24 protein-coding genes are annotated in these 24,612 nt (G+C 35.0%); 20 read left to right on the top strand and 4 right to left on the bottom strand.

The window, feature by feature from the left end:
• The 7 genes from H6W52_RS05140 to H6W52_RS05110 all read left to right on the top strand — a co-directional run.
• The coding region (locus H6W52_RS05140) for a hypothetical protein (protein WP_185681282.1) at positions 1-726 on the top strand (726 nt) is incomplete at its 5' end.
• Positions 727-793: 67 nt separating this feature from the next.
• The gene (locus tag H6W52_RS05135; RefSeq protein WP_228423025.1) at positions 794-1,486 is read left to right on the top strand and encodes a sensor histidine kinase; all 693 of its coding nucleotides are present in this window, start codon (positions 794-796) and stop codon (positions 1,484-1,486) included.
• Positions 1,487-1,687: 201 nt separating this feature from the next.
• On the top strand, positions 1,688-2,437 hold the full coding sequence (locus H6W52_RS05130; protein ID WP_308196688.1) for a YEATS-associated helix-containing protein: 750 nt from the start codon (positions 1,688-1,690) through the stop codon (positions 2,435-2,437).
• Positions 2,438-2,512: 75 nt separating this feature from the next.
• Positions 2,513-3,787, top strand: a complete 1,275-nt coding sequence (locus H6W52_RS05125; RefSeq protein ID WP_185216489.1) for a hypothetical protein — start codon at positions 2,513-2,515, stop codon at positions 3,785-3,787.
• 7 nt (positions 3,788-3,794) lie between these two features.
• Entirely contained in the window at positions 3,795-5,081 is a 1,287-nt protein-coding gene (locus tag H6W52_RS05120) for a Dyp-type peroxidase (RefSeq protein ID WP_116095842.1), read from the top strand.
• Positions 5,082-5,184: 103 nt separating this feature from the next.
• Positions 5,185-6,477 carry a phosphopyruvate hydratase gene (gene eno, locus H6W52_RS05115; protein WP_076391886.1) on the top strand — a complete coding sequence of 431 codons (1,293 nt, stop codon included), beginning with the start codon at positions 5,185-5,187 and terminating at the stop codon, positions 6,475-6,477.
• Positions 6,478-6,567: 90 nt separating this feature from the next.
• A complete protein-coding gene (locus H6W52_RS05110; protein WP_076391888.1) occupies positions 6,568-7,854 on the top strand; it encodes a citrate synthase in 1,287 nt (428 codons plus the stop codon).
• Between the two features lie 81 nt (positions 7,855-7,935).
• On the opposite strand, the gene H6W52_RS05105 is transcribed toward H6W52_RS05110, so the two are convergent.
• Complete coding sequence (locus H6W52_RS05105; protein WP_116095844.1) at positions 7,936-8,547, bottom strand: hypothetical protein; 612 nt, start codon at positions 8,545-8,547, stop codon at positions 7,936-7,938.
• A gap of 352 nt (positions 8,548-8,899) precedes the next feature.
• Here H6W52_RS05105 and H6W52_RS05100 point away from each other — a divergent pair, with 352 nt between their 5' ends.
• From H6W52_RS05100 to H6W52_RS05040, 13 genes are all read left to right on the top strand, one after another.
• Positions 8,900-9,814 carry a dimethylarginine dimethylaminohydrolase family protein gene (locus H6W52_RS05100; protein WP_087707978.1) on the top strand — a complete coding sequence of 305 codons (915 nt, stop codon included), beginning with the start codon at positions 8,900-8,902 and terminating at the stop codon, positions 9,812-9,814.
• A gap of 88 nt (positions 9,815-9,902) precedes the next feature.
• Positions 9,903-10,298: a four helix bundle protein gene (locus H6W52_RS05095; RefSeq protein ID WP_116095846.1), complete on the top strand. Its 396-nt coding sequence runs from the start codon at positions 9,903-9,905 to the stop codon at positions 10,296-10,298.
• Positions 10,299-10,343: 45 nt separating this feature from the next.
• Positions 10,344-11,267, top strand: a complete 924-nt coding sequence (gene ctlX / locus H6W52_RS05090; RefSeq protein ID WP_116095848.1) for a citrulline utilization hydrolase CtlX — start codon at positions 10,344-10,346, stop codon at positions 11,265-11,267.
• Positions 11,268-11,291: 24 nt separating this feature from the next.
• Complete coding sequence (locus H6W52_RS05085; RefSeq protein WP_087707972.1) at positions 11,292-11,651, top strand: S-adenosylmethionine decarboxylase family protein; 360 nt, start codon at positions 11,292-11,294, stop codon at positions 11,649-11,651.
• A 3-nt stretch (positions 11,652-11,654) separates the two neighbouring features.
• The gene (locus H6W52_RS05080) at positions 11,655-13,127 is read left to right on the top strand and encodes a DUF4178 domain-containing protein (RefSeq protein WP_116095850.1); all 1,473 of its coding nucleotides are present in this window, start codon (positions 11,655-11,657) and stop codon (positions 13,125-13,127) included.
• A 3-nt stretch (positions 13,128-13,130) separates the two neighbouring features.
• Positions 13,131-13,328, top strand: coding sequence for a hypothetical protein (locus tag H6W52_RS05075; RefSeq protein ID WP_228423024.1), 198 nt, complete (start codon positions 13,131-13,133; stop codon positions 13,326-13,328).
• Between the two features lie 11 nt (positions 13,329-13,339).
• Positions 13,340-13,555 carry a DUF350 domain-containing protein gene (locus H6W52_RS05070; protein ID WP_076391900.1) on the top strand — a complete coding sequence of 72 codons (216 nt, stop codon included), beginning with the start codon at positions 13,340-13,342 and terminating at the stop codon, positions 13,553-13,555.
• A complete protein-coding gene (locus H6W52_RS05065) occupies positions 13,548-15,062 on the top strand; it encodes a polyamine aminopropyltransferase (protein ID WP_116095852.1) in 1,515 nt (504 codons plus the stop codon). The genes H6W52_RS05070 and H6W52_RS05065 overlap by 8 nt, the downstream gene beginning before the upstream one ends.
• Positions 15,063-15,120: 58 nt before the next feature.
• Positions 15,121-15,459, top strand: a complete 339-nt coding sequence (locus H6W52_RS05060; RefSeq protein WP_029297707.1) for a hypothetical protein — start codon at positions 15,121-15,123, stop codon at positions 15,457-15,459.
• Complete coding sequence (locus H6W52_RS05055) at positions 15,443-15,742, top strand: type II toxin-antitoxin system RelE/ParE family toxin (RefSeq protein WP_116095854.1); 300 nt, start codon at positions 15,443-15,445, stop codon at positions 15,740-15,742. Before H6W52_RS05060 ends, H6W52_RS05055 begins: the two co-directional genes overlap by 17 nt.
• Positions 15,743-15,863: 121 nt before the next feature.
• The gene (locus tag H6W52_RS05050) at positions 15,864-17,354 is read left to right on the top strand and encodes an NAD(P)-binding protein (protein WP_228457524.1); all 1,491 of its coding nucleotides are present in this window, start codon (positions 15,864-15,866) and stop codon (positions 17,352-17,354) included.
• Between the two features lie 63 nt (positions 17,355-17,417).
• Complete coding sequence (locus H6W52_RS05045) at positions 17,418-18,443, top strand: hypothetical protein (RefSeq protein WP_116095858.1); 1,026 nt, start codon at positions 17,418-17,420, stop codon at positions 18,441-18,443.
• 28 nt (positions 18,444-18,471) lie between these two features.
• Entirely contained in the window at positions 18,472-20,229 is a 1,758-nt protein-coding gene (locus tag H6W52_RS05040) for a discoidin domain-containing protein (RefSeq protein ID WP_116096009.1), read from the top strand.
• A gap of 59 nt (positions 20,230-20,288) precedes the next feature.
• On the opposite strand, the gene H6W52_RS05035 is transcribed toward H6W52_RS05040, so the two are convergent.
• The 3 genes from H6W52_RS05035 to H6W52_RS05025 form a co-directional block, all read right to left on the bottom strand.
• Positions 20,289-21,116, bottom strand: a complete 828-nt coding sequence (locus H6W52_RS05035) for a GLPGLI family protein (RefSeq protein ID WP_116095860.1) — start codon at positions 21,114-21,116, stop codon at positions 20,289-20,291.
• Between the two features lie 10 nt (positions 21,117-21,126).
• Entirely contained in the window at positions 21,127-21,978 is an 852-nt protein-coding gene (locus H6W52_RS05030) for an alpha/beta fold hydrolase (RefSeq protein ID WP_116095862.1), read from the bottom strand.
• Between the two features lie 82 nt (positions 21,979-22,060).
• Positions 22,061-24,322, bottom strand: a complete 2,262-nt coding sequence (locus H6W52_RS05025; RefSeq protein ID WP_116095864.1) for a TonB-dependent receptor domain-containing protein — start codon at positions 24,320-24,322, stop codon at positions 22,061-22,063.
• Positions 24,323-24,612: the final 290 nt, after the last annotated feature.

Genomic DNA, 24,612 nt, shown 5'->3' with positions numbered 1-24,612 from the left:
AAAAATTTTTTGAGCTTTGAGGGCTCAAAATTTTTCAGAATAACTTTTCTACTTACACAGTTAGTAGGACACTACCATTATTTATACAATATTCTTTTAATCATAGTATTGATTAAATCTTTTATTCTGGGTGAAAAAAATGGTTTTTCTGCCCAGAATAATTTATTTTTTTTTCTTTTTATAACAGTTTTGGTTGAAGGCTATTCATTTGTTGTTGATAAGATTGATGAAAGTATATTGATAGGATTACAGTATAATTTATATTTGATTTTTGTTACTGTATTCTTTTATTTTTTTTATTCTAAAAATTTTTATTCTAAAATCTCAAAAGCTTTATCTAAAATATTATTATTGATTTGTCTATTATTTATAATATTTTTTACCAAATTCTTAGGATTAGATTTTGATGAAAAAATTGCGATTGCAGTTATGTTATTTTTAATAATACATTCAATAATCTGGTATTATAATAAACTTTTTTCAGTGAATGATGATGAAATTTTTAATGATCCCAATTTTTGGATCAGTTCAGGTTTACTTTTATGGAGTTGTTTTGGTATTTTTAGATGTTTACCTATGTATTATTTTTACAACAATGATAAAGAGTTTTCAAACTTTATTAAAAGTAATTTTGATGTAGTGAATATAATTCTGTATTTATCAATTTTTATTTCTTTATCTAAGTATGAGCATAATTTTAAAAGAGGAACTACCTCAAATAATTAAAAGTACTTATATTTTAGCTTTAGTTATAATACTTTTCTTTGTGGTATTTATAATTTTTGTTGTCTTAATGTACAATAGAAGACAACTTCTCTATCTCAAAGAAAAACAACTCAAAGAATCCGAACACCAAAACCAGCTCCTCCAAAAAGAACTAGAAAAACAAAAATCTATAGAAGCAGAGCGTGAAAGAATTTCCCACGATATGCACGATGATCTCGGTGCAGGAATTTCAGCTTTAAAATTGCAGGCAGAATTTTTAAAACAACGAGCCGAAAATGATGATCTTAAAAATGACATCGATGAACTCCTGAAAACCTCCGAAGAAATGAATCTTTCCATGCGGGAAATGCTTTGGAGTCTCAACTCCGGAAACGATACTTTGGGAAGCTTCATCGATTATTCAAAAATGTATGCACAAAATTTTTTGAAAAAAACAAAAATTCTCCTGCTCACGGAAAGCGAAAACGTTGTTTTGGAAACAGTAATCACCACAGAACAGAGACGAAATTTATTTCTATGTTTAAAAGAAGCCCTGAACAATGCTTACAAACACAGCCAGTCCAATCAGATTAAATTGTCATTCATCCAGAAAGACAAAGAATTCATGATGAAAATCTCCGACAACGGAATAGGAATTAACCACGAAAAATCAGAAGGAAACGGACTCCGAAATATGAAACGGAGAATGCAGGAACAAAACGGACACTGCGAAGTCACCACAGAAAACGGAACACATCTGTTTTTCAGAATCGATTTATAAGAAATTTCAATATTGAATACAAGCAGCATCATTTTATGGTGCTGTTTTTATTTTAAATCACCCTTTTGTGTAATTGACAGAGGTTTGTTTTTAAAGGAACTTTGATGAACAACTTAAAAATTAATAGCCATGAAAACTTTAAATCAGAAAAAGTATAACTGGACTGCTTTACTGCTGATCTTAATCTGTGTTTTGGGAGGAGTGACACTCTATTTTATTGGAGAGCCAAATGATAATACTTTATATAAAAATAAAGTTTTAAAAGATGACTCTGCTCAGGTAGAAAAAATAGAAATTACCCTTCAGAATCAAAATAATGATATTTTGAAACTAATTGCGGTTACTGACCAACCGAAAGTAAAACCTGTCCTGGAACAGAATTTAAAAGTAAACATTAATAAATTCAAGGAAATACAAAAAGAAAAAAATACCCTAATCTTTCCGGAAAAAAAATCATCACACAATGCGCCGCTAAAATTATGCATCATTATTATTGTATGCGGTATTTTGGGAGGTTTAGCGAGTGGATATTACCGGTATTTAGAAGATATGCTGCAAGCTAATAATGAAGTTAAAAAGGAAGCATTAGAAATGAAGGAGTTATGTGAAAGATTTGAAAATCAAGGCATTGCTGCTTCTGAAGTAAAACCCATGACAGAAGCGATACAAAATGTAGAAAATAAAATGGAGGTGTTATTAGATAAGATTGAAGAGGAAAAGAATAAGTCTGTCTCAAGAATACTTTTCGGAGTAATTTCATCATTTTTTGCAGTTTTAATCTTAAAAGCGGGAGATAGTAAAGTCTTAGAATTTAATACCTATCTGGATTACTTTGTGTTTGCGTGCTACTGTTTGCTTTGTGCCTTGTTTTCTAAAAAAATTATTGAAACCCTCATTAATACGTTCGTGAAAGGAATAGGTGAGCTTAATGTAGCGAATAATAAAAAATAAAAATGTCCAGACAGGATATTGTTGAAATTCAAAATCCTTTCGATAAAAATTTAATAACCTTTAAAACAAATAGCCATGAAAACTTTTTATTTACTGATTATGTGTTTTATTGCGAATCAATTATGGGATGCGCAACAAACTAAAGTCCTAACTATCGATGTTTCCGCTCCTGAGAAATGTCCTGTAATATTAGATTTAAATTATAGAAATAAAGAGAAAGATACTTCAGAATGTGAAAGCAAATGGCTTTCAATAAAACCGCGGGAATTAATCGCAGTAGAATTGAAAAATATCAATCCGTTGAAGTATGAATACACAATAAATGATAACAACATTACCTACTTTATGGATACCACTACCATCAATCAAAATATTGCCTTATTAAGTAAAAGTACAGGAGAGGAGCCTAAGTTAAAGTATGGTGTTGAAACTTACATTACAATTCCTTCGAAAAGTAAAGAGCTGAGTGAGAAGATAGATGATCTGGAGATTTTTATAGATAAATTCGAACTCGAAAATATGTCTAAAGAAAGTCTCGGAAAAGAATTTTTCCAAACAAGAGATTCTTTATTTACTGCTTTGAAAAAGGATTATTATGAAGCCGAAAAATACAAAGCCTGTCTGGAACAGGGAAAGGGTGAGGAATATGCAAATGCAATAACAGAAGCCCAAAAACAAGCTTCCGAAGAATTGATCAAATACAGCATTGAAAAATCCGAGCAGATGCTAAAAACATTTGAAAGTAAATTTTTCTTTTCAAATATCATGTATACGCTTCCAAGAGATATTCAGGGAAAAAATATAGATGCGGTAGAGTTTACCATAAAAAGGTTAGATAAAAAAACAAAAAAGGAAGACGGAAATTATGGGAAATACAATGTCTGGATAAAAGGAGGTCTTAAAATAGATATCAGTGCAGGTGTTTTCCTTACCAGCTTGTATGATGAAGAATTTGAAAAAAGAGATGTGCCGGGAAATGCGGATCAAAAGCAGATTTCCTTAAAGAAACAAGGAAGTTATGACTTTGCCTTCGGATCGACAGTAAATACAAATTTCAGATGGAACTCATGGATACAGCCCCAAATAAATTTTGGATTTATATTCACCCAAAATCAGAAATTCCAGGTAATTCTCGGAGGAGGACTTATTATGGGAAGACAGGAAAGATGGATTCTTTCAGGAGGATTAAGCATGGGGGTTGTTGATCGTTTAGCGGGAGGATTCGAGAAAGGACAAGCTTATGATCTTGGAGCCAGTGGACAGATTCCCATGGTTAAGCAATTCAAATTCGGTCATTTCATCGGAATCACCTATAACCTCTCAAAAGTTAACGCAGTATCTCTAAAATAAAAATATCATGATTACTTTAAAAAACAAAAAGCCTGTAGATATAAATGATCTATCTTATGATGAATTATTTGAAAATCTACAGGGAATTATCCTAAAAGGACACGGCAGAAATTTTACAGCACACATCTTTGTAAGATTTTATAGAAATAACAGAACTGACGCAAAGCAATGGCTTAAAAATTTTTCAGAAAAGATCACCTCCTGTAAAAAGCAGTTGAAAGAAACTATGCAATTCAAAAAAAATGGTGTTTCCGGTGGTGTATTTCTCGGGCTTTATCTTACGCGTGAGGGATATGATTATCTGGGAGCGAATGCTAATTTTTTATCCAGTATGAAGGATGCTAAACTGAATGATCCTGATGTTAAAGACTGGGAAGAAGGATATCAGGAAAATATTCATGCAATGCTTCTGATTGGTGATGATGATTACGACACTCTTCAGAAACAAAAACAGGTTTTTATAGAAGAGTTAAATCATTTTTCACAAATTCTGAAAATAGAGAATGGAAATGTCATTAGAAATAGCGATGGAGATGGTATTGAGCATTTCGGATATGCGGATGGAATTAGCCAGCCTCTCTTTTTCAAGGAAGAGATAGAAGAGTACAAAGAAAAATATTCTGGAAATCTAGTGTTTAATCCGGAATTTTCATTATCACAGGTATTGTATAAAGATCCCTTTACAGATAATGATAATGCATACGGTAGTTTTCTTGTCTTCAGAAAACTGGAACAGGATGTAAAAGGTTTTAAAAAACAGGAAAGGCATATTGCTGAAATGATGAATTTGGAGGATGATGAAATTGTGGGAGCAGTAATGGTAGGAAGATTTGAAGATGGAACACCTCATATTTTATCAAAAAAAGATGGAATTATAGATAATCTTACCAATAACTTCAATTATCCGACTGGTTCCGAAGGAAAATGTCCTTTTCTTAACCATATCCGGACTACAAACGAACGTGATAAAGATTCCCGTACCATGATTATGGCAAGAAGAGGAATACCTTATGGACGCGTTACCGACATTGAAGACACAAAAGAGAAAAAGGGACTTTTGTTTATGAGCTTTCAGAGTAATATTCAGAATCAGTTTGAAGCATCCCAGTTGAGAGCCAATAATATGAAAGATCCAATTATCGGACAAAATGCTGTCTTCGTCGCCGATGCTTCATGTTTTGGAGAAAAACCGGAAAATGAAGAAACTGAAAAAGTAAACTTCCGGAGTTTCGTAACCTTAAAAGGTGGAGAATATTTTTTTGCTCCATCAATTGATTATCTGAAGAATCTTTAAAATTAACTAAAATTTAACTCACAATAACCCCATAAATTCCCATTCATTTGCTTTAAAAAGTTAAAAATTGATTAAATTTGTCTGAACTATAAAAAAACGAACAATGAGTTACATTTCTTACATAGAAGCGAGACAAATTTTGGATTCAAGAGGAAATCCTACAGTTGAAGTAGATGTATTCACGGAAAGTGGTGCGATGGGACGTGCTGCGGTACCTTCCGGAGCTTCTACTGGAGAACATGAAGCGGTGGAATTGCGCGACGGCGGTTCAGAATATATGGGGAAAGGAGTTCTTAAAGCGGTTGAGAATGTAAGAGAAGTGATTGCGCCAGAGTTGGTAGGTCTTCCTGTATACGATCAGAATCTTATTGACCAGATTATGATCGATCTTGATGGAACCAATAATAAAGGAAATCTTGGAGCAAATGCAATTCTTGGTGTTTCTTTGGCAGCGGCTAAAGCAGCAGCAGCAGAATTGAAAATGCCTTTGTACAAATATGTTGGCGGTGTCAATGCAAACACACTTCCTGTTCCGATGATGAACGTGATCAACGGAGGTTCTCACTCCGATGCGCCGATTGCATTTCAGGAATTTATGATCATGCCGGTAAAAGCAGATTCTTTCTCTCACGCATTGAGAAAAGGAACGGAAATTTTCCACAACCTTAAATCGATTCTTCACTCAAGAGGTTTATCTACTGCGGTAGGCGATGAAGGAGGTTTTGCACCAACTTTCAAAGGAACAGAAGATGCTTTGGATACTTTACTTCAGGCTATTGAAAAAGCAGGGTACAAGCCGGGTGACGATATTATGTTGGCTCTTGACTGTGCTGCTTCCGAATTCTACAAAGACGGAATCTACGATTACAGAAAATTCCAGACGCCGGATGCCGCTCAGTTCTCAAGCAGCGAGCAGGTTTCTTACCTTGCTGAATTGGCAGCGAAATATCCGATCATTTCAATTGAAGACGGAATGCAGGAAAACGACTGGGAAGGCTGGAAAATGTTAACCGATAAAATCGGAGACAGAGTACAGTTGGTAGGAGACGATTTATTCGTAACCAATGTTGAAAGACTGTCAAGAGGAGTAAAAGAAGGAATTGCAAACTCAATCTTGGTAAAAGTAAACCAGATCGGATCGCTTTCTGAAACAATGGCAGCGGTACAAATGGCACAGAACAACAGATTCACTTCTGTAATGTCTCACAGATCAGGAGAAACTGAAGACTCTACAATCGCAGATTTGGCAGTAGCAATGAACTGCGGACAGATTAAAACAGGATCGGCTTCAAGATCAGACAGAATGGCGAAATACAACCAATTGTTGAGAATTGAAGAAGCTCTTGGTGAAACCGCAGTTTTCCCAGGCTTAGATGCTTTTAAAATCAAAAGATAATTAATCGAATTTATAAATAACGGCAAGCGAAATTTTTAGTTTGCCGTATTTTGTAATAAGTAGTATATTTAGAAAAAAATAAATTAAATAATGTCAGACAACAAGGTAATATTGAATTACGACGGTAATTCATATGAATATCCAATTGTGGATAGTACTATCGGAGACAGAGGAATCGATATTTCAAAATTAAGAGACCAGACAGGTCTAATCACTCTTGATTTAGGGTATAAGAACACCGGAGCTACACTTAGTGACATCACTTACTTAGACGGAGACAAAGGAGAATTATTCTACAGAGGTTATCCTATCGAGCAGATCGCTGAGAAATCCAACTTCACGGAAGTAATGTATCTTTTATTACACGGTGAATTGCCTTCTCAGGATCAGTACAATTCTTTCGAATCAAACATTAAAAAATATAATTTCGTAGCAGAGGAGATGAAAAAGATCATGGATGCTTTCCCTCGTTCTGCTCACCCAATGGGAGTTTTATCTTCTTTAACTTCTGCGTTAACGGCGTTTAATCCAAAAGCAGTTAACGTAAATTCTAAAGAAGAAATGGATCATGCGGCAGAATTGTTAATTGCAAAATTCTCTCACCTTTGCGCATGGACGTACAGAAAAACTCAGGGATTGCCTCTTAATCACGGAGACAACAGCCTGAACTATGTAGAAAACTTCTACAAAATGGCTTTCAGAATGCCAAATCAGGAATTTGAAATCGATCCTGTCGTAGTAGGTGCTTTAGATAAACTATTAATTCTTCACGCAGATCACGAGCAAAACTGTTCTACTTCTACAGTAAGAATGGTAGGTTCTGCGCATACAGGTCTTTTCGCTTCAGTTTCTGCAGGGGTTTCTGCACTTTGGGGACCACTTCACGGTGGAGCAAATCAGGCAGTTATCGAAATGCTTGAACTGATCGAAAAAGATGGAGGAGATGTATCTAAATACATTGCAAAAGCAAAAGACAAAAACGATAACTTCCGTTTAATGGGATTCGGACACAGAGTGTACAAAAACTTCGATCCGAGAGCAAAAATCATCAAGAAAGCTGCTGATGATATTCTTAATGCATTAGGAATTCAGGATAAAGCGCTTGATATTGCAATGCAGTTGGAGAGAGTAGCTCTTGAAGATGAGTATTTCGTAGAAAGAAAACTATATCCAAACGTAGATTTCTATTCAGGAATTATTTACAGAGCATTGGGAATTCCTACAGAAATGTTCACCGTAATGTTTGCATTAGGAAGATTACCGGGATGGATTTCTCAGTGGAAAGAAATGAGACTGAAAGGAGATCCGATCGGAAGACCAAGACAGGTTTACCAAGGGGCTCCAAAAAGAGACTATATCGATATGGTTAACAGATAATCAATATCTTACTATAAACAAAAATCCTGAAGCTTGCTTTGGGATTTTTTGTTTCTCAACTTTGGAAACTTTTTTATTTTTTTACGGCTGTATTTGTATCATCGTCTTTACACCTTGGATCATTATCATCGATGCTTTGCAGGTTTCAATAAAATATTCTAAAATTTCGCCATTTTCCAGTTCTACAGAGCCTAAGGAGAAGTCCTCTGTTTTACTTTTGAATTTTCCATACAATTTATCTGTTGCATTAATACAACTTCCCAAAGAAAGTCTACCGTTTTTTAAAGTGATGAGTTTCCTGGTATTTAAAATACTGAAATTATCTTCATTTATAATTGTGGAGCAGATGATTCGTTCTTCGTCAAGTAATTCAATTGGATAATCTCTAAACAATTCTTTTGAATCATCTTCATAGAATTGAGTCCACTTAAAATCATAAGGCTGTATTGTACTTCGTTTAATTTTTGCGATGCAGATGTTATGAATTAATTTATCTGATTTTTCCATTTTGTATTCGTATGTTACAAAAATACAATATAAAAAACCTGCATAAAGCAGGTTCTGGTTTTTCTTAAGGACATTGACATCTGTCACAAGTCCAGAGTGTGCATGCGCCTGTTTCATAATCATATTCGCAGCAGCGTCTTGCAGCAGATGCTCCTCCGATAATTGATTTTTGTTCTTCTCTGCCAAGTTTGTGTGCTTTTAAAAGCACGGCTTTTTTTGTGTTCATGATGTTTTTGGTGTTTGATTGTTAATGTTTTATGTTTTAATTTCTACAGAAATTATATCACTAAGGTAGGAATTTTAATTAAAACTTTTTACATTTTATCAAAAAATAATTCATAACCAATTATTGTGAATAAAATTATCTGATAAAATCGCTTATTTAAGTGAATAAATGCTTTAGTCTATCAATCTGCTGAAGTAAAAAACTGTAAGAAGATTATTTCATAGATTTATATTGCGCAGATCGCCTAAAAACAGGACAAAAGTTTCCCAGATTCAGTCCTTTACTTATATTTGTAGCATTGCATAAATCTTTATGAAGCTAAATATAAAAAACGAAACGGGCAGGCTGAAATCAGTGGTTTTAGGACAACCCAATTCAATGGGAGCAGTTCCTACATTAGAGGAAAGTTATGATGCAAAATCGTATCATTCAATCGAAAATAATATTTATCCGAAAGAATCGGATATCATTCATGAAATGAACGCTTTTGAAGCAGTTTTAAAAAAATATGACGTAGAAGTTCTTCGTCCGGACATCATTGCAGATTACAATCAGGTTTTTGCAAGAGATGTTGCCTTTGTAATCGATGATAAAATGATCATTTCCAATGTTATTGCAGACCGTGCAGACGAACAGGAAGCTTATAAAACGGTTTTTGAAAAAGTGGCGTGGAGAAAAATAATTAATCTTCCGGAAACAGCACACATTGAAGGTGGAGATGTTATTGTCTGGGACGATTTTCTGTTTATCGGAACATGTTTCAGTGAAGATTACAGAAGTTATAAAACGGCAAGAACCAATGAATATGCCATCGAAATTCTGAAAGAATACTTTCCTAAAAAAAGAATCATTGATCTGGAACTGAAAAAGAACGACAGAATACCGTACGAAGGAATTTTACACTTGGACTGCACATTCAATCCTATCGGAAAAGATAAATGTATTATTTACAAAGACGGGTTTGTAGACGAAAGCGATTACCGCCTGATTATTGATATTTTCGGGGAAGAAAACTGTTTCCACGTTACGGCGGAGGAAATGTTTGAAATGTTCCCGAATATTTTTTCAATCTCTCCTGAAATCGTAGTTTCCGACAAAGCATTCACCAGAATGAACAATCACCTCAGAAACGCATGGGGAATGACCGTTGAAGAAATTCCTTACCGTGAGATTTCCAAAATGGGAGGACTTTTACGTTGCTCGACAATGCCATTAGTAAGAGAGTAGCTGAGTTTGAGAGTCTGAGTGTTTTAGAGTTAGAGAGTTTTGGGGCTGAGTTGTTGTTATTTTTTCTATTTTAGCTTAAAATACAAAGATGTCAACAATTAAATTTCACCAAGATTTAAAGGTGTTTCAAAAGTCAGTAGAATTTGCGATGATAATTTTTGAACTCACAAAATCTTTTCCTAAAGAAGAACTCTACTCTCTTACAGATCAAATAAGGCGTTCATCACGATCCGTTTCGGCAAATATAAGCGAGGCTTGGGGAAAAAGAAAGTATGAAAAATCTTTCGTCGCAAAGCTTACAGATTCTGAAGGAGAAGCAAGAGAAACCCAAACATGGCTCTTGTACGCATGGAAATGCAAATATATAAATGAAGAACAATTTAAAATTTTAAATAATCAATACAACCATATAATCGGAATGTTAGTGAATATGATGAGTCAGTCACAGAATTGGTGTACATTTTCTTCAACAGATAAAAAATAAAAAGTAGCTTTCACTAAAACACTAAAACACCCTCAAACCCAAAGTATGCAGACAACAGATACAGTACTAATGATAGAGCCGATTGCATTCGGATTTAATGCAGAAACGGCAAAGAACAATTATTTTCAGGTAGAGCAGAAAGGTTTCGATACCCAGTTTAAAGCTTTGTCAGAATTTAAAGCTTTTGTTGAAAGATTGAGAAGCAAAGGAATTAACGTCATCACGGTAAAAGATACATTAGATCCACACACTCCGGATTCAATTTTCCCGAACAACTGGGTAAGTTTTCACAAAGACGGAAAAGTGGTTTTATATCCGATGTTTGCTTCCAACAGAAGAGTGGAAAGAAGGGACGATATCATCGAAATCATTAAAGAACAGGGATTTGAAGTCGCTGAAATCGACGACTGGTCTTTTCCTGAAACACAGGGACATTTTTTGGAAGGAACAGGAAGCATGATCTTCGATCACGATAACAAAATTGCTTACGGTTCGGTTTCTTTAAGACTGGATGAAAACCTGTTCAGAGAATTTTGTGAGAAGTATGGTTTTACGCCGGTTGTCTTCCATTCATTCCAAACCGTTGGAGAAGAAAGACTTCCGATTTACCACACCAACGTGATGATGTGTGTAGCAGATAAATTTGTGGTAATCTGTCTGGATTGTATAGATGATGAACTCGAAAGAAGCAAAGTCATTGAAACCATTAAAAATTCAGGAAAAGAAATCATTGAAATTTCTGAAGAGCAGATGCAGCAGTTTGCAGGAAATATGCTTCAGGTAAATAATAAAGACGGACAGAAATTTTTGGTGATGAGTGAAACCGCTTATAAATCTTTACATCAGGATCAGGTTGCGACGATTGAAAAACACTGTGAAATCATCTATTCTGATCTTAATACGATTGAAGTAAACGGAGGCGGAAGCGCACGTTGTATGCTTGCGGAGGTTTTCTTACCAAAAAAATAATATATTTGCTGAAAATACATTGAATTGGAATCATTAACCAGCAAAGGTTTACATATTCTTCTGACTTTGGAAACGGAGTCAGAAGCTTTGTTAATAGACGGTGACGGTTTCTTGGCATTTACCAGAGATATGCTCGCAACAAAAGACGTGGAAATTGTAGGAATTACCAGTCATATTTTTGAAAATAACAGCTTTACTTCCGCGGTTTGTCTCAAAGAATCTCACCTCTGTATTCATACGTGGCCGGAATTTAAACAACTTACTTTTGATGTTTTTCTCTGCAATTATCTGCAGGATAACACAGAAAAAGTTGAAAAAATTGCAGATGAAGTAATAGAATATTTTAAAGCTAAAACCATTCAGAAACACAAAATTTACAGATAAAAAATGTTTTACGTTTGTCCCGCCTGCGAATCCGGAAATAAGCTGGATCTTACTTTCGATATAAAAGAATACGTCTGTAAGACCTGTTCTTATCTTATTGATGTCGAAAATAATAAACATCAGAAACACATCAAAGTTCCTACAGAAAATGTTGTATTGGATATCGGGCAGAAAGGAATCCTCGACAATACAGAATATACCGTTACCGGAATTATCATCCGAAAATACGGAACCAGTATCTTTTGGAGAGAATATTATTTAAAAGATACAAAAGGAGAAGATGCTTTCTTAAGTGAGAGTGATGGACACTGGACTTTTCTTCATATCATTAATGCAATGGATGTAAAGAAAAAGATGAACGGAAAAGCAGTGGAACTGCACGGAAGAAATTACCGCTGGTACGAAACTACAGAATGCACCATTCATTCTGCTGCAGGTTTTTTTGAAGATAAACTGAATTTAGGACTGGCAACATACAAGGAATATGTGAATGCAACTCAGATGATTTCCCAAGAGCAGTCGAAGGGAAAAATTGAATTCTTCTTCGGCAAACACATCTCAAAATACAAAGTAAAAAAAGCGTTCGGGATCTCAAATCTTCCCAATTATTCAGGAATAGGAATTGTTCAGCCATTTTATGTTAATGTAAAACACACCATTAATATTATGGCGGTTTCAGCTTTATTAATCAGCCTGATTCAGTTATATGTCGTTGGGACGAGAACCAATAAATCGGTTTTCGAGCAGGAAATTAATTTTGCAGATGTCCGCAATAAAGAAATGGTCAGTAAAAGCTTTGAATTATCAGGCGGTTCTGCCCCGTTGAAAGTTGAGGTATATTCCAATGTGGATAATTCCTGGGCAAATGTCGGCTTAGGTCTGGTCAATGAGAAAACCAACGAAATAGTCTATGCTTCTAAAGATATTGAAGAATATCATGGGTATGAAGACGGTGAAAACTGGAGCGAAGGAAGGCGGGATGAAAGTTTTAATTTCTGTGGAGTATCTCCCGGAAAATACCATTTCACGATTTCAGCAGAAAAACAGGAAACTCCAAAGGAAACTCCACCTTCTTATTATGCAACTCAGGACGGAAGTTTAACCTTATCACGAGATAACAACGGAACCATTAACGTTACCAACAACAGTACGATGGAAACAACGGCTTTCGGTAGCTCAAAAATGATTAAGGAAGACACAACAAGCAGCCTCGGACAATTTGTTCATCAGACTTTGGGAAAAGCGGATATCGACTCTCTTTTGAATACCAATCTTGCAGCCGGAACCACTACATCTGCAGTCAGCGAAAATAAATCGGTTAAAATTAAGGCAGAATGGCTTCCTGTTTCCTTCAGGAATTTTGTGTTTGTTCTTTTGTTTATCATCGGGTTTGTCGCAGCAGTCTGGTTCGGAAGAAAATCTTTCGAAAGATCAAAATGGTTCAACAGTTCAAATTCACCTTACACCTATTCATAAATGATGGAAACAATTATTAATTACATAAAAGAACACTGGATTCTCTGTCTCATTGGAGTTTTTTTTGTCGGCTGGTTTACTTATCTCACTTTTGACGGCAACCAGTTCTGCGACTGCGAAAAAACAGAAACCTACAGAGACGGAACCACAAGAAGACACCACTCTTCCGGAGTGGGATATTACAGATACTATCACAAATAAAATCTAAAATTATGGATCAGATCAACTTTTTACCGGTCATCAATTCAGTCATTTATTCCTTCTTGGGAATTGCAATCCTGCTGGTTTGCTATCTAATTATTGAAAAATTAACACCGGAAAAAACATGGCACGAAATCGCTCACAATAAAAATACTGCTTTGGCGATTATTTTCGGAGCATTTATCATCGGGATTTCAATTATCATAAGTGCAGCGATTCATGGATAAAAAGAGGATTCCTCTTGAACTGCTTTTGATGTTTTCGGTATTTGTCATCGCAACCTGCGGACTGATCTACGAATTGGTGGCGGGAGCTTTGGCGAGCTATCTTTTGGGCGATTCCGTAAAACAGTTTTCCTTCATCATCGGAGTCTATCTTTTTTCGATGGGAGTCGGATCGTATTTTGCCAAATTCATCAAAGGAAATTTAATTGATAAATTCATAGAAATTGAAATTCTGGTCGGGATCATCGGCGGAATAAGCTCTGTGGTTTTATTTATTCTGTTTAATACGTTGGCTCATTTTGAAGCCGTTTTATACCTTTTTGTATTTTTTACAGGCTGTCTGGTTGGAGTAGAAATTCCGCTTTTAATGAATATCTTAAAAGACAGGGTTCAGTTTAAAGATTTGGTATCCAATGTTTTCGCCTTTGACTATATTGGAGCATTATTGGCTTCTATTCTGTTTCCTTTGGTACTGATTCCGCAATTAGGAATCGTAAAAACCCCTTTGTTTTTTGGCTTGGTTAATATTTCCATTGCCATATTTTTGTGCTTTTACCTGAAGAATGAACTTTCAAAACCAGTTTCATTAAGAGTTAAATCAATCGGAGCCTTTCTTTTGCTTGTTATTCTCTTTATCTTTTCAGACAGAATTTTATCATTTTCGGAAGAGAAATTATACGGCGAAAATGTTGTTTACACCAAAAGTTCACCTTACCAGAGAATCGTTTTAACCCGAAACAGTCGCGAATTCAGATTATATTTGAACAATAATCTGCAGTTTTCTTCAGTAGACGAATACCGTTATCACGAAGCGCTGGTTCATCCTGCGATGTCGATGGCTAAAAAGATCGATCATATTTTAATTCTCGGCGGCGGAGACGGTTTCGCAGTTCGTGAAGTTTTAAAATACAAAGAAGTAAAAGACATCACTTTGGTGGATTTAGACGGAGAAATGACAAATTTTTTCAGGAATAATGAAACAATGCGCCAATTGAATCAAAGTTCTTTATCCAATCCAAAGTTAAAAGTGATAAATAAAGACGCTTACATTTGGGTAAAAGAAAACTCTAAAAAGTACGATGTCATCATTATCGATTTTCCGGATCCGTCTAATTACAGTTTAGGAAAATTATATTCTTTACAGTTTTACAAAGAGCTGGAAAGACTGACTACATTAGACACAAAGATTGTGGTTCAGACAACTTCTCCTTACTTTGCCCCGAAATCTTTCTGGTGTATTGAGAAAACAATTAATCAGATTTTTCCGTTTACTTCCGCGTATCATACGTATGTTCCATCATTCGGAGAATGGGGATTTTCAATGGCTTCTTTTGAACCGATCAACAATAAAATTTACCGTAAAATTCCGAATCTGAAATTTTATGATTACAATTTCTCACAGCTTTCTTACTTTACGAAAGATATGAAAACCAAAGATATTGAAGTCAATCGATTGGATAACCAGATTTTAGTAAGATATTTTGATGAAGAATGGGGTAAAGTTCAATAGAAAAGTGTCAATTATTTATTATATTTGTATCATAAATTGATACTTAAATTATAAAAATATGATAGCTGAAATTGAGAAATATATAGAAATCCAGAACAACATCGATCAGATTCTGAAAGATTCACCATTTAAAATTTCTTACATTATTGAAAAAACAGGAATTAAAAAACCCACCTTTTTCAAAAAAATGAAAGAAAAAAGATTTACTTCCGAAGAACTGCTTTCTATTGCCAAAGTAATGGAACCGGTTTATAGAAACGAAACCCATGAAGAGATTTTAGAATCGTTGAAAAGATCCGAAGAAGATTTCAGAATGGGAAGAACAATATCTCACCAGGAATTAATGAAGCAGGCTCGTGCAAGATTAGAACAGCGTAAGAATGAGGGTAGAATATAGTGATCTTTCCAAGAAAGATTTTGAAAATCTTCAGGATTATCTTTTTGATCAATGGGGCGTTCTGGTTTTAGAAAATTTTTTGGATAAATATGATCAGGCTATCCAAATGCTACTTTCAAAAAATGTATACTTTGAAAAATATAGAGATACAGGGTTTATGAAATATTTGGTAACGAAACACAACTACATTATTTATGATTATCAGGATGATATGTTGAGAATCCACAGAGTTATCAACAATTTTCAGAATCCCGATGACAACTATGAAAGCATCTCAAAATAACCATTAAATCTTGCCAACTCAGCCCACTCAATTTTCACGTAAAGATTTCCTTAAAACCCTGTTTTTAGGCAGTCTCATGATTCCTTTTTTACACTATTGCAGTAAAAAAGGCAAATCATTATTGCTAAAAATCACCGGAACCAATCATATTTTAGGGCACAAACTCTGGGCAAAAGATTTTCCTCAACCTACGGAAGAAATTCGCACAAAATACCTCGTTGTCGGCGGAGGAATTTCAGGACTTTCGGCGTGTAGATTTTTCAGTCAGGATCAGGAAAACAATTATCTGTTGCTCGAAATGGAAAACCATTTAGGCGGAAACTCTTCCAACGGACAGAACAAATTTTCAAAATTTCCTTTAGGAGCACACTATTTGCCATTGCCGAATAAAGAAAATACTGAAATCATCCAATTTCTGAAAGATTGCAAAATGTATCAGGGAGACGATGAAAACGGTGATCCGATTTTAGATGAATATCAGATGACTTTCCCGCAACAGGAACGGTTGTTTTTCAAAAATTCATGGCAAAATGATATCGTTCCGCAAAACGGAATTTCCTCAGAAGCAAAAGCGGAATTCGACCGTTTTTTTAAAATGATGGATCACTTTCAGCATAAAAAAGATGCGGAAGGAAAATATTGGTTTGCCATTCCGGTTCACGATTCCACCCGGGAAGATGAGGTTTTACAACTAGAGAAAATTATTTTCAGAGACTGGCTGAAACAAGAAAATTTTACATCTGAAGAATTACTCTGGCTGTTGGATTATTCCTGTCGCGATGATTACGGTTTGGGAATCAATTATGTTTCAGCTTGGGCTGGAATTCATTATTTCGCCGGAAGAAAAAATAACTGGAGCAAAAAATACAAAGATCAGGTTTTCACATGGCCGGAAGGAAATGCTCGTTTGGCAAAACATTTTTCAAAATATACAGAAGAAAAATCTTTACAGAATCATCTGGTTTTTGATGTGAAGATCAATGATAACGATGTTGAGGTTTTAAGTTTCGACAATATTCAGAAAAAGACAAAAAAGATCATGGCTGAAAAAGTTCTGTTCGCGACTCCGCAATTCGTCAACGAAAGAATTTTCAACAATAAAAGGGCTGAACATTTTAACTATGTTCCGTGGCTTTTAACAACGATTACTTTACAAAACGATTTCGGAGGAGATGAAGAATTGGCTTGGGATAACGTAATCTACGGTTCTGATGGTTTAGGCTATATTTACGATCAGCATCAGAATGTAAACCAGATTATGGGTGAAAAAGTGATTACCTACTACAGAAGTTTTTCCACCAATGACTGTAAAAAAGCAAGAAAAAAATTATACGGTCTGAAAGAAGATCAGTTGAAAAACCTTGTTTTGGAAGATTTAAAAAAAGCCCATCCTATGATCGAAGATTTTATCCTCGAAATGCAGTTTCAAAAAATCGGTCATGCGATGATTGCGCCGGTTCCGAACCAGATTTTTGGAAATTCCGAAATGGCAAAACAGCCGGTTGACGGAAAAGTTTTCTTTGCCCATTCTGATCTTTCAGGAATTTCAATTTTCGAGGAAGCTTTTTATCAGGGATGGAGAACCGCGAAAGAGATGCAACAATTTGATTAATATTAAAATAAGAATTCAAACCTAACAGGTTTTTAAAATCTGTTAGGTTTCCCAAAAATAAAAATGAAACAACCCTGGATCCATAACGCAAAAACAGACGGCTGGTTTATCCTGTCGCCGCCTTTCATTATTTTGCTGATTGTTTTCTTATTTCAGAAACAGATTCAGGGACTGGAAAATCATTATTCCTTTTACACATGGCTTTTTCTCATAGTTTTCGTAGATGTTGCGCACGTTTATTCAACGTTATTTAAAACGTATTTCGTTAAAGAAGAAGTCAGCAAAAGAAAACTTTTATATTACGGAATTCCTGCATTGAGCTGGATTTTAGGGCTGATTTTATACCAGTTCGGAAGTCTTACCTTTTGGTCGGTGTTGGCTTTGATTGCTGTTTTTCATTTTATCAGGCAGCAATATGGTTTCATGAGAATTTATGCTAGATTTGAACCTAATAACTGGAGTAAAAGAATTGATGAAATTGCGGTGTATTCTGCCACAATTTTTCCGATGTTGTATTGGTTTAAAACACCAAGAGCTTTTACGTGGTTTGTACAAAATGAATTCAATTGGTTTCAGAATCTTCCGGATTATATTCCAGTCATTAAGATTTTATATTTCGGGATTTTAATGATTTGGATCGTAAAAACGGTGTATAAAATTTTCAAAACCAGACAATTTAATATTCCGAAAATTGCCTTAATTTCAGGGACTTATCTTTCGTGGTATTTCGGAATTGTTTATTTCAACAACGATTTGGTTTTCACTTTCCTGAATGTGATTTCGCACGGAATTCCTTACATTGCTTTAATTTACATCAGAGAAATTCAACAAAAAGAGGATCACAATCTAAACCGTCTTTCTTTATTCAAATCTGCTTTCGGGATATTTTTGTTTATTCTCGTTATTCTTGCTTTTGCATTTTTCGAGGAGTTTTTATGGGAAATTTTGGTTTGGAACGAACATTTTTCATTAAATCTGAACGTTTCAGTAAATTGGTTTCAGTTTTTGGTTCCTTTATTAGTCGTTCCTCAGCTTACGCATTACTTATTGGACGGCTTTATTTGGAGAAAACCGAAAAAAGTTAACTAATTTTGTCTTCAAAGTTAAAAATATGAAAATGCAGAAGTGCCTCCTTTCATTCATGCTTTTGTTGGGATTTTTCAGTTTAAATGCTCAGCAGAAGACATTTTGTAACCCGATTAATATCGATTACGGGTATACTCCGTTCGAAGTTTTTTCAAAACAGGGAAAACACCGTGCAACAGCCGATCCGGTGATTGTTAATTTTAAAAACAAGCTCTTTCTTTTTTCCACCAATCAGGAAGGATACTGGTACAGCGACGATATGCTCGACTGGAAGTTTGTCCACCGAAAATTTTTAAGAGACAATAAATATACCCACGATCTGAACGCTCCTGCAGTTTGGGCAATGAAAGATACGTTATACGTTTTCGGATCTACGTGGGAACAGGATTTCCCGATTTGGAAAAGTACCAATCCCACCAAAGATGACTGGAAAATTGCCGTTGATACTTTAAAAGTCGGAGCTTGGGATCCTGCATTTCATTACGATGAAGATAAAAACAAGCTGTACTTGTATTGGGGATCAAGCAATGAATGGCCATTGTTGGGAACCGAAGTAAAAGTAAATACCCTTCAGTCCGAAGGTTTTGTAAAGCCGATCATCAGGCTAAAACCGGAAGATCATGGTTGGGAAAGATTCGGGGAATATAATGACAATGTTTTCTTACAGCCATTCGTAGAAGGAGCGTGGATGACGAAGCATAACGGAAAATATTATTTGCAATATGGAGCTCCTGCAACGGAGTTTAGCGGATATTCGGACGGAGTGTATGTGAGTAATAAGCCTTTGGAAGGTTTTGAATATCAACAGCATAATCCGTTTTCTTACAAACCGGGAGGTTTTGCGAGAGGAGCAGGACACGGTGCAACGTTTGAAGACAATTACAAAAACTGGTGGCACATTTCTACCATTTTTATTTCAACAAAAAATAATTTTGAAAGACGTTTGGGAATCTGGCCTGCCGGATTTGATAAAGATGATGTAATGTATTGCAACACGGCTTATGGAGATTATCCAACGTATCTTCCGCAATACGCACAGGGAAAAGATTTCTCTAAAGGACTTTTTGCAGGATGGATGCTGCTGAATTATAATAAGCCGGTTCAGGTTTCATCCACTTTAGGTGGTTATAATTCCAATTATGCGGTGGATGAAGATATTAAAACGTACTGGAGTGCCAAAACAGGAAATTCCGGAGAGTGGTTTCAGACGGATTTAGGAGAGGTTTCTACCATTAATGCGATTCAGATCAATTATGCCGATCAGGATGTTGAGTTTATGGGGAAAACGCTTGGCAAAATGCATCAGTATAAAATTTATGGTTCCGATGACGGTAAAAAATGGAATGTGATTGTGGATAAAAGCAAAAACACTAAAGATGTTCCTCATGATTATGTAGAATTGGAAAAACCTACAAAAGCGAGATTTCTGAAAATGGAAAATCTTAAAATGCCCACCGGAAAATTTGCATTAAGCGGATTCAGGGTATTTGGAAAAGGCGCAGGAGCAGTTCCTCCAAAAGTTCAGAATTTTGTTCCGTTGAGATCAGATCCCAAGAAATACGGCGAAAGAAGAAGCATCTGGATGAAATGGCAGCAGAATTCCGATGCAGACGGATATGTTATTTATTGGGGAAAATCTCCTGAAAAATTGTACGGAAGCATTATGGTGTACGGAAAAAACGAATATTTCTTCACCGGAGCCGACAGAACGGATGCATATTATTTCCAGATCGAAGCTTTCAATGCGAATGGAGTTTCAGAAAGATCGGAGATTTTTAAGTCTGAATAAAATATTAATAAACGCTTTGAATTTTCAGAGCGTTTATTTTTTTAGTAATAGAGAGAATATTAATTTTTTATAATATCCCACCTTAAAAGATTATTCCTTTTCTCTAAAGCTTTTTTATTGTTTCTTTCCACCATTCTATAAAATTCGGAATCTGATATTTCTTTTCCGTTACCGTCAAAAAAGATTTGTTTCAGATCATTGTTATCATTGTTCCGCTGCGGAGAAGGATTTTCGAAATAATTTTTTAAAATAGTTTTGAAAGAATTTTCTGTTACTAAAATAAGCTTATGTCTGAAATAATATGGAAGTTCTTCCGGATCTGAATTTCGAAGTGATCTTATCTCTACGAGCTGAAATGAAATTCCTTTCTTCTCGTCTTCTGCTTTTACAATTAACCCAGGTAAGCCATGGAGCAAATAAGGACCGTCCTGAATGGGAATATCAGTTGTAAACCAAACTGTCCATTTTCTGTTATATAATGTAGTTGTTGCTTTTTGAGCTAAAAAATTTAAAATCTTTTCTTTTTCAGGAAAGATTTTCCATTTAGGTTTTTTCTGCATCTTTACCTGATAATAATTCTGACAGCTTGTATACAATGTCATATTAAAATCTGGATAATTTTTTACAATAACGTCTAAATACTGAATTCCCTGATAAGGAAATTTATCTTTCGGTTTCTCTTTAATTCTTACTAAAGAGTCCTGTTCGGGAATATCGGAAGAATAAAATCGGGAACTGTTTTTATGAATATCAAGATTCAGAAATTCTCGTTTCTTGATGTCAAGCTGTGTGGAATCTTCTGCGAAACTGTATTCGTAAACAAAACGTTTATTTTGAGATTTATATAACTGAGCTGTTATTAAAAGAAAAAATACTATTCTGTACATCTAAAGAATTTTAAGGATTTATATTCTTCATAAATCCCTCAATTTTATTGACCAGAAAATCTGCATTGGAAGACTGATCCCAGCCGAGATGATCTCCGGTAAATTCATAAGATTCATGATACACTTTATTTTCTGATAGAACCGAGTCCAGCGTTTTCTTTTGAGACAGTGGAACCACATGGTCATTAATTCCGTAATAAGAAAGGGTAGGAGCGGAAGTTGGAGTAATCCAGTGAACCGGACTTCCAAAGTCCATTAGCGTTGTTTTGCTGTCAACGATTTTAGGATCAATCAAATGTTTTTCTACGAAAGCATAATCTTCATAATTTTTAAATCCTGAATCGTTCAGATCAGTGGGACCGACGATATTGATAACCGCTTTTACCTTTCTGTCCGGATCAAATTTATAAGCATACAACATTGCTAAATGTCCGCCCGCGCTGTTTCCGAGAAGAATATATTTGGGATGAATTTTTAAGTTTTTTTCTAAACCATTCATGACACTGGCAATATCATCTGTTTGATTCGGAAGAGCAAAATGCTTGGATGAAGCAAGCCTATAATCCAGATTGATAAAAATATGTTCAGGAAATTTTTTCATCAGATCATAAGTGAAATCCGTAAGCTGAGATCTCCTTCCGCCACGCCAACCGCCACCGTGAATAACGACGAAAACGTCTTTATCTTTTAAAGAAGCCTTAGGAATATAAACGTCCATTTTCTGTTCCTTGTATTTTCCGTAGGAAACATTTTTTTCTATGGTAAAAGCTTTTCCATTTCCGAAATCAATGGTGTTTTGTTTACAGCCTAAAAGTGTAAGAAGAAATAAACCTGTTAAAACAATTAAACGACTCTTCATCATTGAATTTTAATTAAAAATAAAAAAACTCGCCGATTTCTCAGCGAGTTTACCACAAAAAATGATTTATATGAAGAAATGATTGTTATCTTGTTCTGTTTTTAATTTCGTCTGAAGCACTTTCGATGTTTCTTACCTTTTTCACTTTCTGGTTTCCGAAATTGTAAGTAATGCTTACATTAATGCTTCTTCTGTACTGGTCGTTTCTAATGTAGTTATAGTTTCCGGAAGCCTGTAAATCTTCAATTTCCACGACATTGGTTCTTAAAACATCATTCAGATTCACCGCAAACGTCCAGTCGTTCCAGTTTTTCTTAATGTTCAGATCTAAACTTGCTAAGTTTTTCAGCATACCAAGTTCTATCTGCTGTTTATCCACATAGAAGAAATTTACGCCTAAGAACCATGTTTTCTTTTTGTCTAAACGGATGGTATTGTTACTGGTAATCAACATACTTGCAGATTTTCTGTTGTTTACATAAGTATCAAAAACCTGTCCTGTTGTAGGATCTGTATCTAATGTTCCGTTGTTGATGTTATACTGTACCCCCGCATTGAAGTTTAATGTAAGATATTGCTTGAATAAAGATTTCTGAATTCCCAGCATCGCAGACATTTCCTGCTTGTCTCCGAAATTGGTTCTGATGTACGCCAACTGAACTCTTTTCTGATTGGTTTTCGGATCGATATAGCTTCTCTGCAACGGAACCTGCGTGATCTGGTCTTTTTCATAGGTATGATTCAAAATCAGGAAATAAGAATTTTTGTACATATACGTTAACTCCTGATTGTAAGTGGAAGACGCCTTTACGAAAGGATTATTTTGAGTATAATTATCTTCCGTAATAAGATTTTTTACAGGGTTCAGTTCCCAAAAGCTGGGTCTTCTCATTCTGCTTGAAAAGGAATAGGAAATATTGTTCTTATCATTAATGGCATAATTGAAACTTAAATAAGGTAAAAGATTATTATAATTTCTTTCGATCTGTTGATTGGTTTCTACATTGTTTTTCCAACTATCTGCGGTTCCTAAGCTATTCGTGATTTCGTATCTGGCTCCGATTTTTCCTGAGAACTTATCCGAAAACTTCTTTTCAAAAGTTACATACAGACCATAAATATTTTCATTGTAAATAAAATGGTTAAAATCATTTTGAGAAGCTAACTGGTTACCGGAAAGATCGTATGGATATGAATAGTTTTTGGTGTCGTTGTCAGTTTTTGTTTTATTGTAATTTCCTCCGGCAGAGAACGTAAAATCGTTTTTAAATTTTTGAATATAATCCACCGTCCCGGAAAAATTATTGATAACCTGCGGAAGGTCCTGAATTATTTTGCTGCTGTTTTGGGTGAAATTTCCTGCCGCATCCTGAATCAGCGTGTTGTTATTCGTGTACTGAAATCTTTTATAATTAAGATATGCTGCATTCACATTCAGTTTGCTTCCTAAAGAATCAAGCTTTACTTCATAGTTTAAATTTACAGAATTGTTATAGCTTCTTGCGTCCTCTTTATTTTTGGTTTTAGTATAAGCGGTTGAAAGTATATTGCCGTTAGTATCATATTTTGTAATCGTGTTCATCAGATCGATCGTAGAATTGTAGCTTTTGTTCGCCCATGTATTCCATGATAAAGCCAGATTACTTTTGTCATTCAACTGATAATCAATATTCAGATATCCTCCTAAATTTTTGTTCGGATCATCAATATTCCCTACAGATTCATTCTGTACATTTTCAGATCGGTTTCTAAGAACATATGCTTGCGGATTGATATTTTCGCCACCACTAAGATTCGCATTAATTCCCAGTTTGTCTTTTCTGTAATTGACAGAGAAACTGGCGTTGCTTGCATTGTATTTACTCTGGGTATTAGACATTCTCATGTTTCCGCTGGTTCCGTCGCTCATTTTTTTCTTCAGCACGATATTGATGATCCCATCGGAAGATTCTACCTGATATTCACTTCCCGGAACTGTAATCACTTCAATTTTCTGGATATTTTCTGCGGGTGTATTTTTCAGAAACTGAACCAGAGATTCTGCATCCATATTGCTTTTTCTGCCGTTAATGTAGATCAGCGCATTGTTCTTTCCTGCAATCTTTAACGTTTTATCATCTGTTGTAGACAAAAGGGGAGTCTGCTTCAGAATATCGAACGTCGTATTTCCTTTTGCAATGGGAGATGCAGCAACATCATATACAAAACGGTCGCTTTGTTTTTTGAAAACCAGCTTGGTTAAAGTAACTCCTTCTATACTTTTTGTTTTTACAGTATCCTTTTTAGTTTGCTGAGCGAAAGATAATCCACTGAAGAATATAGCTGCGATAAGAATGGGCGTTTTCATGTTTTATAATTTTAGAGAGTTTTTAATAGCTTGTATTTGTTATTATTTAACATTGCAAAGATATATAATAAATTAAGTATCTTGCAATACAAAGTACTTAAAAAGTTTTTAAATTAAATTTAACTTATTGGTTTTCAGTAAATAAAATTTAAGATTAAATTTTTTGTTTTTGTTCCTTTGCTGTCAATAAGACAATTTTGAGCATGATTGTATTACATTTCGGGATAAAATTTCTGAAATGTCATGGTGTAATAAAAAGAAAAAAGAACCGAAATGGTTCTTTCTATTGA

This window comes from Chryseobacterium sp. C2(2020), assembly GCF_014218915.1.
Lineage (GTDB): Bacteria > Bacteroidota > Bacteroidia > Flavobacteriales > Weeksellaceae > Chryseobacterium > Chryseobacterium mucoviscidosis.
This window is presented reverse-complemented; position numbering and strand designations above follow the sequence as displayed.